Raw genomic sequence first — 12,586 nt, 5'->3', positions numbered from 1 at the left:
GGGAATTTGAAAAAAATAAAAAATCCGCGCCCGGGCAGATCCCCGGGCGCGGAAGTATCAGTGCGAAGGGAGATCAGTATTTCCTGTCCAGGATGGCGATGACGTCTGCCAGTGCGCTGTGACGGGCGTCGGAGACGATGGTGGCGCCGCTGGCGCGGACGGCCTCGGAACAGTTGGCTGGAGCGAAGCCCTGGGCAGCCACCGTCAGCATGGTGATGTCGTTGGACTCATCGCCCACGCAGTAGAGGTCCTTCCGGTCCACGCCCAGCAGTTCCGCCAGCCGCAGGACCATGCCGCCCTTGTTGGCGCTCTTCTGGGTCATCTCCAGCAGGACGTCGGAGGAGAAGGTCAGTTCATAGTCGCCGGCCCAGCCCTTTTCCTCCATGAACCGCACCACGTCCTCCAGAACGGACCGCTTCTCTTCAAAGAGCAGCTTACCCAGAGGCAGGGGGACGTCCGCCATGCAGGCGCGCTCGTCAGCGCCCACCTTCGTCAGATGCTCGTGTTTCCGGCTGTAGGCGTTGGGGTGGACGGTGTGGACCACATTGTCGATGTGATAGGCCTCCAGCGCCACGGCGGGGAAGGTGTCCAGCACCACCTGAGCCCGCTCCTTGGCCGTCTCATCCAACAGGGAGAACTCCAGATATTTCTGGCTGTTCCAATCATAGATGGCGGCGCCGTTGCACACCACGCAGGGAGCGCTGATGGGCAGCATGGGCGCGATGGGGGAGAAGGCCGCCAGCGCCCGTCCTGTGGAGATGGCGAAGCGTCCCCCTTGGGCGGTGAAGGCTTCGATGGCCTGCCGGTTCTTCTCCGACAGCGGGGGGATGGGCAGGCCGCGGCGGAGACAGTCCTCCGTGAAGATCAGGGTGTTGTCGAAATCAGTGGCGATAAGCACGCCGTCGAATTTTCCCATGGATCGGTCCTCCTTTGAGATGTGGCAGATGGAGCTGCTTTCAAAAATCCCGCCGCCCGGGTCACGGACGGCGGGACGCCTTTTCTGTGGATATCGGTTTTATCAGATCACTCGCCCTGGGAGGGCGCGGGTGTTCCGCCCTCTCCGCCGCTCTTCCGGCGGTTTCCCCGGTGATGGGGACGATGACGATTGGGCTTCTGTTCTCCGGAGGGTTGCTGTCCCGCTGCTGCGGCCTTCGGCGGCTTCGGATTCTGGGGCCGCTCCTCCTGCTTTTTCGACTGCTGGCGGGCCTGTCCGCCCTGACGGGGCTTTCCTTCGGAGCGGCTCTCCTGACGGGGCTTCCCCTCGGGACGATTCTCCTGCCTGGACGGCTGAGCCTGGGAAGCGGTCTCGCCGCCTTCCGCGGGCTTTGCGCCGCCCCGATGGCCCCGGCCCCGATGACGGCGCCGGCGCTTGTCGCCGCCGCTGTCCGGTCCGCCGATCTTCTCCCGGACGGGGGCCTCCTCGGCGGCCATGGCCTGGCTCTCCAGGCGGCTCATATAGAACGGCGTGGACATGGCGGGGGACAGCGCCGGCTCCTCGTCCTCCTCCGCGGGCTCCACATACCGCTCCGGACGCTCCGGAATGGCGATGCCGTCCCGACTGCCCTTGCCGTTCCTCAGAACGCAGATCTCGCAGTTGTGATAGCACTTCAGGGGATCAGAGGGCGCGGCAGAGTCCAGCGCAACCTTCACCTGCTCCCGCAGCAGATCCACGCTCTTGACGTTTCCGGGGCCGTCCGGCGTCTGCACGAAGGACTCGTTCTTCGGCATCCGCTTGGCGGCGTCCTCGTAGGCGTTCTGCTCATATTTCAGGCAGCACATGAGCCGCCCGCAGATGCCGGAGATCTTGGCGGGGTTCAGGCTCAGGTTCTGGGTCTTGGCCATCTTGATAGACACGGGCATGAAGCCGTCCAGGAACTGGGAGCAACAGAAGGGCCGCCCGCAGATGCCCAGACCGCCGATCATCTTGGCCTCGTCCCGGACGCCGATCTGCCGCAGCTCGATGCGGGCCCGGAACACGCTGGCCAGATCCCGCACCAGCTCCCGGAAGTCCACCCGGCCGTCGGCGGTGAAAAAGAAGATGATTTTGCTGCCGTCGAAGGAGCAGCTGACGTTCACCAGCTTCATCTCCAGGCCGTGGTCCGCGATCTTCTTCTCACAGATGTCGAAGGCCTCCCGCTCCCGCTTCCGGTTGTACTCCACGGTGCGGCGGTCGTTCTCCGTGGCCATGCGGATCACCGGGGACAGCGGCTTGACGATGGCGCTGTCCTCCACATCGTGGTTCCCCTGGGTCACCGTGGCGAACTCCATGCCCTGGGCGGTTTCCACGATCACCTCGTCGCCCATCCGCGCCTGGATGCCCTTGGGGTCAAAATAATAATTCTTGCATCCGCCCCGAAAGCGGACGCTGATGACTTCTGTCAAAGGATACCCTCCAATTCCACGGTCAGGGCGCCCAGCGTCTGACCGGCACTGACGTTGTATTGGCATTGCTGCCGGTAGTTCTGCAATATTTCTATTGTGCCCATGATTTGTGCTCTTGTCAAGTTTTTTGCGAGGGAAGCGGCGGTTTTTCCCATGTTTCCGGTCTCCGGGCGACCATATTGCGCCAGAAGCGCCGCCGCGAAGGCCCCGTAGGTCTCCTCCAGAAGTGTCTGAAGGCCCTCCCGGGTGCATTTGCTCTTCTCCAGCCGCACCAGCACCTCCGCAACGCTGCCCCGCTTTTTGCCGCCGATGGCCCGGCACAGGGCCTGGGCGTCCTCGGAGAGCGTCCGTTCCGCCTCGCCGGCGGGCCGGAGCTTCAGTTCCACGCACCGGGACCGGAGGGTGGGCAGAACCGCCGCCGGATTTTCCACGCAGAACAGGAACGCCGCGTAGGGCGGGCCCTCCTCCACCACTTTCAGCAGCACGTTCTGATCCGTCTCCGTCAGGATGGCGCAGTCCGGAAAGAGATAGACCTTCCGCCCGCCCTCATTGGGCCGGATATAGGCGTCCGCCCGCACCTGACGGATGACATCCACGGCGATGTTCTTGTGCTCCGTGTCCTGCACCACGGTGACGTCGGGATGGATGCCCTCCCGGACCTTCCGGCAGCCTGCGCAGGCGCCGCAGGGCCGGGTGTGTTTCCCGGTACACTGAAAAGCCGCCGCGGCAAACAGGGCGGCAGCCATGCGGTCGCCGCTGCCGGTGAACAGCAAAGCATGGGCCAGAGTCCCGCGCTCCGCCGCCTCCCGCAGCCGCGCGGCCACGGTCTCATTTCCAGGCAGTTCCAGTTCTGCCAAGGCGCTCACTTCCTTCCTGTTCTTCCGCCGCATCCCGGATGGCATCAGGACGCGGCTGCTCAGGTAGTCATTTCTTTTCATCATACCACGATTCCGGAAAAATCGGAAGCCGGATCCGGAAAAAATTCCGCAGGACCGGAGACATCTTCCTTTGAAATTGAAACGATTGCCTGTGGGTTTTGCACAATTCACCTTGAAATTTTTCATCCCGGATTTCCCGTTCTCATCAGAAAAAAACATTGTTTTTTCCGACCTTACAAATTATAATTTATATGCTAATTTCTGCATTCCCTGAGTGGCAAACATTTTCCGCGAATTTGGCAAGGACAGAAAAACGGAGGAGTATGCGTAGTATGAGCAAAAAGTATTGTTACCTGTTCACCGAGGGCAACGCGAACATGCGCGAACTGCTGGGCGGCAAGGGCGCGAACCTGGCCGAGATGACCAACATCGGCCTGCCCGTTCCCCAGGGCTTCACCATTACCACCGAAGCCTGCACCCAGTACTATGAGGACGGCCGTCAGATCAACGACGAGATCATGGCCGAGATCATGGAGTACATCGAGAAGATGGAGCAGATCACCGGCAAGAAGTTCGGCGATATGGAGAATCCCCTGCTGGTCTCCGTCCGCTCCGGTGCCCGGGCCTCCATGCCCGGCATGATGGACACCATCCTGAACCTGGGCCTCAATGAGACCGTGGTGGATGTGCTGGCCAAGAAGTCCAACAACCCCCGCTGGGCGTGGGACTGCTATCGCCGCTTCATCCAGATGTATTCCGACGTGGTCATGGAAGTCGGCAAGAAGTATTTCGAGCAGCTCATCGACAAGATGAAGGAAGAGCGCGGCGTCACCCAGGACGTGGAGCTGACCGCCGAGGATCTGAAGGAGCTGGCCGGCCAGTTCAAGGCCGAGTACAAGGCCAAGATCGGCGAGGACTTCCCCTCTGATCCCAAGGAGCAGCTGATGGGCGCCATCAAGGCTGTGTTCCGTTCCTGGGACAACCCCCGCGCCAACGTGTATCGCCGTGACAACGACATCCCCTATTCCTGGGGCACCGCTGTCAACGTGCAGTCCATGGCTTTCGGCAACATGGGCGACGACTGCGGCACCGGCGTGGCGTTCACCCGCAACCCCGCCACCGGCGAGAAGAAGCTGATGGGCGAGTTCCTGACCAACGCTCAGGGCGAGGACGTCGTGGCCGGCGTTCGTACTCCCATGCCCATTGCCCAGATGGCTGAGAAGTTCCCCGAGGCGTTCGCCCAGTTTGAGAACGTCTGCAAGATCCTGGAGGATCACTACCGCGACATGCAGGACATGGAGTTCACCGTGGAGCACGGCCAGCTGTACATGCTGCAGACCCGCAACGGCAAGCGCACCCCCGCTGCCGCTCTGAAGATCGCCTGCGACCTGGTGGACGAGGGCATGATCGACGAGAAGAAGGCCGTGGCCATGATCGAGCCCCGCTCTCTGGACACGCTGCTGCATCCCCAGTTCGACGCCGACATCCTGAAGAAGACCACCGTCATCGGCAAGGCTCTGCCCGCCTCTCCCGGCGCCGCCTCCGGCAAGATCGTCTTCTCCGCTGAGGACGCCAAGGAGTGGGCTGCCCGCGGTGAGAAGGTCGTCCTGGTCCGTCTGGAGACTTCTCCCGAGGACATCGAGGGCATGAAGGCCGCTCAGGGCATCCTGACCGTCCGCGGCGGCATGACCTCCCACGCTGCCGTCGTGGCCCGCGGCATGGGTAAGTGCTGCGTCTCCGGCTGCGGCGACATCAAGATGGACGAGGAGAACAAGAAGTTCGAGCTGGCCGGCAAGACCTACGGCGAGGGCGACTGGCTGTCTCTGGACGGCTCCACCGGCAACATCTATGACGGCGCCATCCCCACTGTGGACGCCTCCATCGGCGGCGAGTTCGGCCGCGTCATGGGCTGGGCCGACAAGTATCGCCGCCTGAAAGTCCGCACCAACGCCGATACTCCCCACGACGCCGCTCAGGCCAGGAAGTTCGGCGCTCAGGGCATCGGCCTGTGCCGCACCGAGCACATGTTCTTCGACGCTGACCGTATCCCCGCCATCCGTGAGATGATCTGCTCCGACACCGTGGAGCAGCGCGAGAAGGCTCTGGCCAAGTTGGAGCCCATGCAGCAGGGCGACTTCGAGGGCATCTACGAGGCCATGGAGGGCTGCCCCGTTACCATCCGCTTCCTGGATCCCCCCCTGCACGAGTTTGTGCCCACCGAGGAGGCCGACATTGCGTTGCTGGCCAAGGACATGGGCAAGAGCGTTGAGGACATCAAGGCCATCATCGCCGGCCTGCACGAGTTCAACCCCATGATGGGTCACCGCGGCTGCCGCCTGGCTGTCACCTATCCGGAGATTGCTGCCATGCAGACCCGCGCCGTCATTAAGGCCGCGCTGAACGTCCAGGCCCGTCATCCCGAGTGGACCATGGTCCCCGAGATCATGATCCCCCTGGTGGGCGAGGTGAAGGAGCTGGCCTATGTCAAGAGCGTCGTGGTGAAGACCGCCGACGAGATCATTGCCTCCGTCAAGTCTGACATGAAGTACAAGGTCGGCACCATGATCGAGATCCCCCGCGCCGCCCTCACCGCCGACGAGATCGCCAAGGAAGCCGACTTCTTCTCCTTCGGCACCAACGACCTGACCCAGATGACCTTCGGCTTCTCCCGCGATGACGCTGGCAAGTTCCTGGGCGCTTACTACGACAAGAAGATCTACGAAAACGATCCCTTCGCCAAGCTGGACCAGAAGGGCGTCGGCAAGTTGGTGAAGATGGCCGCCGATATGGGCCGCGCCGCCAACTCCGACATCCACCTGGGCATCTGCGGCGAGCACGGCGGCGATCCCTCCTCCGTGGAGTTCTGCCACCGGGTGGGCCTGGACTATGTCTCCTGCTCTCCCTTCCGCGTGCCCATCGCCCGTCTGGCCGCCGCCCAGGCCGCTATCAAAGATTGATCACTCCTGCTTAATGGCTTGATCGCATGAGAAAGCCCCCGATTCCAGACGGAATCGGGGGCGTTTTTTGCACTTATATGTAAATGATATCCGGTTTATCTACGGAAAAGCATTGATATTGAACCGGTGTCAGTCCAAATCGTCCACCAGTGCGGTACTCTTGGCATACGCCGTGCTCCTGGCCTCGAAGAAGTCGGTCTTTACCATGTTGGCGTTGGAATACTGACTGACCCAACCCATGCTGGCGGGCTCTTCCCGGTTGTCCTCGTACAAATAGCCATATCCCAGACCGGACCAGCGCAGGTTGCCCAGATAGCGGATATAATCCGTCACCATTCTGGTATTCAGGCCGGGGATGCTGTCGCCGATCACATAGCGGCCCCAGGCGCTCTCCTGCCGTACGCCCTCATCCAACATCTCACGGAGAATGGCGATATTCTCCTCCGTAAACAGCTCCGGCTGCTCCTTCTGCAGCTCCAGCAGAATGTTCCGGAACAGCCACAGATGGGTGTTCTCATCCCGGTTGATGTAGCGGATCTCCTGGGCGGAGCCGGGCATTTTGCCGTTCCGGGAGAGATTGTAGAAGAACATAAAGCCGCTGTAGAAATAAACGCCCTCCAGGATGTAGTTTGCCATGAGCACCTTCAGGAACGTGACGGCATCCTTGTGCTCCTGAAACGCATTGTAAAGGCTGCCGATAAAGGTGTTGCGCCGCAGCAGATGTTCATCGGTCTTCCACTGGTACAGGATGTCATCCCGCTGAGTAGGGCTGCAAATGGTGTCCAGCATATAGCTGTAGCTCTGGCTGTGCACACACTCCTGAAAAGTCTGGATGGACAGGCAGAGATTCACCTCATTGGCTGTTGTATACTCTGCAATATTGGGCAGGTTTGCCGTCTGGATGGAGTCCAGAAACACCAGAAAGCTCAGAATTTTATCATAAGCAGTCCGCTCTGCCACAGAAAGGCGGGGATAGTCTTTCACATCCTGGGCCAGATTGATCTCCTCGGGGATCCAGAAGTTGTTCATCGCCTGCCGGTACCAGTCACTGACCCAGGGATACTTCATATTGTTGAAGTCATTCAGATTGGTGGTATTGCCGCCGATCAACCGGCGCAGGCGAACATCGGTATCGCCGTCCGGGTTGAACAGCGGCCGTTTCTTCATCAGTTCTGCCATAGGTCTTCCTCCTTACGATGAACAGCTTTCGCATTCTTCCACTTCCAGCGACTTGCTGCGGATATAGTAAATGGTCTTGACGCCCTGTTCCCAGGCCAGCAGATACAGCTCCAGTACCTGGCGCAGTGTGTATTCATTGGTGATATACAGATTCATGCTCTGGGCCTGGTCAATGTGGCGCTGACGGACACCGCAGGCCCGGACGCTCCACCTCTGATCGATGTGGTGGGCGTTTTTATAGTACCAGTACGTGTCGATGGACAGATCCGGCGCCACACGGGGGAGGATGCTGCCCTTCTTTTCCTCCAGGAAGAACTTGTTCATGACAGGGTCGATACCGGCGGTGGTGCCGGCCAGGATGCTGGTGCTGCTGGTGGGTGCCACGGCCAGCAGATAGGCGTTCCGCATCCCTTGCTTTTTGACCCGATCGGCCAAAGCCTGCCAGGCGGGAGAGGTGTAGTTCCGCTGCCGGAAGTACTCTTCCGTCTGCCAGGCGCTTCCCTCAAACAGGCTGTAAGCGCCCTTTTCCGCTGCCAGTTCACAGCTGGCGGAGATGGCGGCATAGTTGATGGTCTCAAAGACATGGTCCACGAAGGACAGATGCTCCTCGCTCTCCCAGGCGATCCCGTGCTTTGCCAGCATGTGATGATAGCCGCTGACGCCAAGGCCGATGCTGCGGTAACGCTGATTGGTGAGCTGGGCATAGGCCAGGGGATAGAAGTTCAGATCGATCACATTATCCAGAGCGCGTACAGCGGTCCGGACCACCTGCCCCAGCGCCTGCTCATCCTCCACGGGCAGGTTTCCGAGAGAGAGGCTCGCCAGATTGCAGACCACAAAGTCACCGGGCCGGGTGGTCTGCACGACCACGGTATCGCCCTCTGCTGTCTGGACTTCAGTGGAGACTGCCTCGATAGGGGACATATTCTGGGCGATCTCCGTGCAGAGATTGGAGCAGTAAATCATGCCCTTATGTCCGTTGGGATTGGCCCGGTTGACGGTGTCCCGGTTGAAGGCAAAAGGAGTCCCAGTCTCCACGGCACTTTTCAAGACCAGACGGATGATCTCTTTCACCGTGACCGTCCGCTTGGCAATGCGGGGATCATTGACGCAGCTCTGATAACGGCGTTCCCATTCCTCGCCCCAGTAATCCTCCAGCGCATACCCCTTCACAGTGAGAATATCGTGGGGGCACATAAGATACCACGGGGAGTTCAGATCTTCCTTGGCCAGCTTCCAGAAAAGGTCGGGATAGCAGACTGCCGGAAACACATCATGTGCCTTCATCCGGTCGTCGCCGTTATTGGTCCGAAGCTGTAAGAACTCCGGCAGATCACGGTGCCATGCGTCCAGATAAACGGCCACGGCGCCCTGACGCATTCCCAGCTGATCCACAGCCACGGCGGTGTCGTTGACCAGCTTGATCCAGCGGATCACGCCGCCGGCGGCACCGTCAAAACCGCGGATGGCGCTTCCGGTGGCGCGGACCTTGCCAAAGTAAAGCCCCATGCCGCCGCCGAATTTGCTGACGCGGGCAAAGTTGTCGATGCTGCGGTAGATCCCGTCCAGACTGTCCGGGACGGTGTCGATGAAGCAGCTGGATAGCTGATGGTATGGCTTGCGGGCATTGGAAAGGGTGGGGGTCGCCATGGTGACCTGCATCAGACTGAGCATATCATAGAACCGCCGGACCCAGCCCATGCGGTCATGGGTCTCCTTCATGGCCAGGTGCAGGGCAATGCCCAGGAACATCTCCTGGGGCGTTTCCAGCGCCACATGCTGGTGCGTCTGAATGACATACCGTTTGAGCAGCAGATCCAGTCCGGACCAGGTAAACCGCTTATCCCGACTGTCGTCAATGAACGCGGCGGCCTGCTCAATCTCCGCGCGGGAATAGTTTTGCAGGATGTACTCCCCATACAGGCCCTCCCGGGTCAGATAGACGAGCTTGTCATAAAAGCCGGTGATCCCGCGGCTGGCCATCTCCCGGGCAAGACGGCGGCGGAAGTCGAAGTTCAGGAAACGTGCCGCGATCAGCTCCCATCTCGGAGCCTCCTGCGTGGTCAGTTCCACCGCCGCCTTGGTCAGCATGGCCATGAGTTCGTCCGGCTCCATCCCGGGCTTGGCAAAGCCGCTGAACTGCGCCGCCAGCGCGGTCAGAGAATAGACGGAAGCGTCGAAGTCGTGCTGGATCTCCAGAAGACAGCCGTCCAGCTCGCCGCAGCCGGACAGCGCGGTGATCCGCTGACGGGCCTGCCGGAGCTCCGTGCGGTGATACCGGTACAGGATGTAGCTTTTCGCGGCTTCATAATGGCCGCGCTCCATCAGGGACAGTTCCACCAGATCCTGGATCTGCTCAACAGAGGCGTTCTCGTGGCTGAGGCGGGCCTCCACCATGGCAAGCAACTGCTCAAGTTCATCCTCCGCGGGCGTTTTATCCACGCTGGAGAAGGCCTTTTTCATGGCATTTATAATTTTCTGCGGATCATATGTTTCAACAGCACCGCTGCGCTTCAAAATCTCCATTTTGTCATCCTCCGTACAATCATAGGATATATTGTACTCTTCACCGTGAGCCTTTTCAAGGCCCATGCGTTGCCAATATGCAGTCCAGCATCAGATGCGAAATGGCCGCAGAAGCAATGAGTCGTTTATTCTTTGCGGTGTGGGATTGTTATTCCTGATTAATGGATATTCTGTCGTGCATGAAAATTCCAAAATTCAGAAGGCTTGTTCATGTTTCAACGAAATTATTCCATGTAGAACTTGCAATTCTAAGCAAGATGTAATATCATATAAAAATATAGATTGAAGATGAGGGATGATGGCTTTATAGGCCGTCCTGAATATCTCAAATTGATTTAGGAGGCACATCCATGAACTATAGTGCGCTGATTCAAAACAGAAAATCTGTCCGCGAATTTACGGACAAGAAAGTATCCGCGTCTGCGCTTGCGGAAATTGAGGCCTATTATCAGAAATCCTGCCAGCGCCTGGTTCCCGAGCTGGAGACGAAGCTGTGCGTTTTCGGTGAAGAGGCGAAGGAAGCACTGGAAGGTGCTGCCGGCTACGAGAGCTTTCTGATCGGCGCACCGCACTACCTGGTTCTGCTGTCCACCAAGGGCGATCTTGCGGGCGAAAACGCCGGTTACATGATGGAGGACATGGTCCTGAAGCTGACCGACATGGATCTGGGCTGCTGCTGGATCACCTTTACTGACAGCGAGAAGGTCAAGGCTGCTCTGAAGATCGACTCCGAGCTGGATGTGGCCGCCATTGTGGCTTTTGGCCAGGGCGTAAAGACCACCAAGCGCCTGCGCGTGAACATCCTGAGCATGTCCAACGTGGACATCAGCGCCAAGCGCCAGTATTTTGCCCCCAAGCACAGTCTGCATGACATGGTCTTCATGGATACCTGGGGCAACTGTGAGGGCCTGGATGAGTACATCGGCTTCTTTGATGATATGCTGTGGGAGGCCCTTTATGCGGCCACGCTCTCTCCCAGCTATCTGAACAGACAGCCCTATGGCTTTATCATCCACGAGGGTCAGATCACTCTGGTGAAGGCGCCGGACAGCTACACCGATGAGATCGACGCCAAACTGGGCCTGGGCATCGTGCTGCTGCACTTCACCAGCACGGCCTCTCAGTGGGCCGGCAAGATCAAATGGGGATTCGGTGGGGATGCCGCAAAGCTCCAGCTGCCGGAGGGCTATGAGGCCGTTGCGTCCTGCAAGCTGTAACAAGCCCTGCTGCACAATGAGCAAAAGCTCTGGAGAGGTCCTTGCCCCTCCGGAGCTTTTCAATTTCGCAAGCAGCGAATGTTATAATAGGCAAACCATCACAAGAAAAGATTTTTAAATATTATGAAAGAAAATGAGGAGGAGTACTGATGATTTCCCGGGATATCCGGTATGTGGGTGTAAATGACCACGAGATCGACCTGTTTGAGGGCCAGTACCGTGTGCCCAACGGCATGGCCTACAATTCCTATGTGATCGCTGATGAAAAGACGGCGGTCATCGATTCGGTGGACGCGCGTTTTGCGCGGGAGTGGATGGACAACATTCAAAGCGTCCTGGGCAATCGGGTGCCGGATTACATCGTCGTCCAGCACATGGAGCCGGATCACTCCGGCAGTCTCATCCGCTTTCTGGAGGCCTATCCGGACACGAAGATCGCGGCGTCCGGCAAGACCTTCGAGATGATCCAAAACTTCTTCGGCGCGGACGTCTCTGCCCGCCGGACGGCCGTGAAGGAGGGCGACACCCTGTCTCTGGGCAGGCACACCCTGCGCTTCATCGCCGCCCCCATGGTCCACTGGCCGGAGGTCATTATGACCTATGACGCTGCGGATAAGGTGCTGTTCTCCGCCGACGCCTTCGGCAAGTTCGGCGCCCTGGACGCGGAGGAGGACTGGGACGACGAGGCCCGCCGCTACTACATCGGCATCGTGGGCAAATACGGCGGCCCGGTGCAGACGGTTCTGAAGAAAGCCGCCGCGCTGGACATTCAGACCATCTGCCCGCTGCACGGTCCGGTGTTGAATGAAAACCTGGGCTATTACATGGACCTCTACGGCAAGTGGTCCTCCTACACCCCGGAGGAGGACGGCATCCTCATCGCCTACACCTCCGTCTACGGCAACAGCAGGAAGGCTGTGGAGCAGCTGGCGGAGACGCTGAAGGCCAATGGGCAGAAGGTGACTGTCTGCGACCTGGCCCGCAGTGACATGTCCCAGGCGGTGGCGGACGCCTTCCGGTACAGCAAGCTGGTGCTGGCCACGACGACCTATAACAACGACATCTTCCCCTTCATGCGGGAGTTCATCGAGCATTTGACCGCCCGGGGCTTCTGCGGCCGGACGGTGGCCATTGTGGAGAACGGCAGCTGGGCGCCCTCCGCGGCCCGGGTCATCAGGGGCCTGCTGGAAAAGAGCAAGGACCTGACCTACGTGGATCCGGTAGTGACCATCCGGTCCGCGCTGAACGAGACCAGCGCCGCGCAGCTGGAGCTGCTGGGGAAGGCCCTGTGCGGCGAAGCCGCCGCGCCTGAGTCCGCGTCCGGCGGTAACAAGAAGTTCGTCTGCAAGATCTGCGGCTATGTGTACGAGGGCGAGACGCTTCCCGCGGATTTCGTCTGCCCCATCTGCAAGCACGGCACCGGGGATTTTGAGGAGATTCAATAAAT

At 59.6% G+C, this 12,586-nt stretch carries 8 protein-coding genes; 3 read left to right on the top strand and 5 right to left on the bottom strand.

Translation table 11 applies throughout. The features are described from left to right. Window positions 1–73: 73 nt before the first annotated feature. The 3 genes from ACTNBU_RS02045 to ACTNBU_RS02035 form a co-directional block, all read right to left on the bottom strand. Window positions 74–916: an HAD-IIB family hydrolase gene (locus tag ACTNBU_RS02045; protein WP_441030209.1), complete on the bottom strand. Its 843-nt coding sequence runs from the start codon at window positions 914–916 to the stop codon at window positions 74–76. Window positions 917–1,023: 107 nt separating this feature from the next. Further along, window positions 1,024–2,382: a regulatory iron-sulfur-containing complex subunit RicT gene (ricT, locus tag ACTNBU_RS02040; RefSeq protein WP_441030207.1), complete on the bottom strand. Its 1,359-nt coding sequence runs from the start codon at window positions 2,380–2,382 to the stop codon at window positions 1,024–1,026. Continuing rightward, window positions 2,379–3,239 carry a DNA polymerase III subunit delta' gene (locus ACTNBU_RS02035; protein ID WP_441030205.1) on the bottom strand — a complete coding sequence of 287 codons (861 nt, stop codon included), beginning with the start codon at window positions 3,237–3,239 and terminating at the stop codon, window positions 2,379–2,381. Before ACTNBU_RS02035 ends, ricT begins: the two co-directional genes overlap by 4 nt. Window positions 3,240–3,592: 353 nt before the next feature. On the opposite strand from ACTNBU_RS02035, the gene ppdK reads away from it, so the two are divergent. Continuing rightward, window positions 3,593–6,217 (top strand): pyruvate, phosphate dikinase, encoded by a 2,625-nt coding sequence (ppdK, locus tag ACTNBU_RS02030; RefSeq protein ID WP_441030203.1) that lies wholly within the window; start codon window positions 3,593–3,595, stop codon window positions 6,215–6,217. A gap of 129 nt (window positions 6,218–6,346) precedes the next feature. On the opposite strand, the gene ACTNBU_RS02025 is transcribed toward ppdK, so the two are convergent. Both ACTNBU_RS02025 and ACTNBU_RS02020 read right to left on the bottom strand, forming a co-directional pair. Next, the gene (locus tag ACTNBU_RS02025) at window positions 6,347–7,396 is read right to left on the bottom strand and encodes a ribonucleotide-diphosphate reductase subunit beta (protein WP_441030201.1); all 1,050 of its coding nucleotides are present in this window, start codon (window positions 7,394–7,396) and stop codon (window positions 6,347–6,349) included. A 12-nt stretch (window positions 7,397–7,408) separates the two neighbouring features. Next, the gene (locus ACTNBU_RS02020) at window positions 7,409–9,922 is read right to left on the bottom strand and encodes a ribonucleoside-diphosphate reductase subunit alpha (RefSeq protein WP_441030199.1); all 2,514 of its coding nucleotides are present in this window, start codon (window positions 9,920–9,922) and stop codon (window positions 7,409–7,411) included. Between the two features lie 350 nt (window positions 9,923–10,272). On the opposite strand from ACTNBU_RS02020, the gene ACTNBU_RS02015 reads away from it, so the two are divergent. Both ACTNBU_RS02015 and ACTNBU_RS02010 read left to right on the top strand, forming a co-directional pair. Continuing rightward, window positions 10,273–11,139 (top strand): nitroreductase family protein, encoded by an 867-nt coding sequence (locus tag ACTNBU_RS02015; RefSeq protein WP_441030197.1) that lies wholly within the window; start codon window positions 10,273–10,275, stop codon window positions 11,137–11,139. Window positions 11,140–11,285: 146 nt separating this feature from the next. Further along, the gene (locus ACTNBU_RS02010) at window positions 11,286–12,584 is read left to right on the top strand and encodes an MBL fold metallo-hydrolase (protein WP_441030280.1); all 1,299 of its coding nucleotides are present in this window, start codon (window positions 11,286–11,288) and stop codon (window positions 12,582–12,584) included. The last annotated feature ends 2 nt before the right edge of the window (window positions 12,585–12,586 follow it).

This window comes from Dysosmobacter sp. HCP28S3_G4, assembly GCF_052065175.1.
Classification (GTDB): Bacteria; Bacillota; Clostridia; order Oscillospirales; family Oscillospiraceae; genus Oscillibacter.
This window is presented reverse-complemented; position numbering and strand designations above follow the sequence as displayed.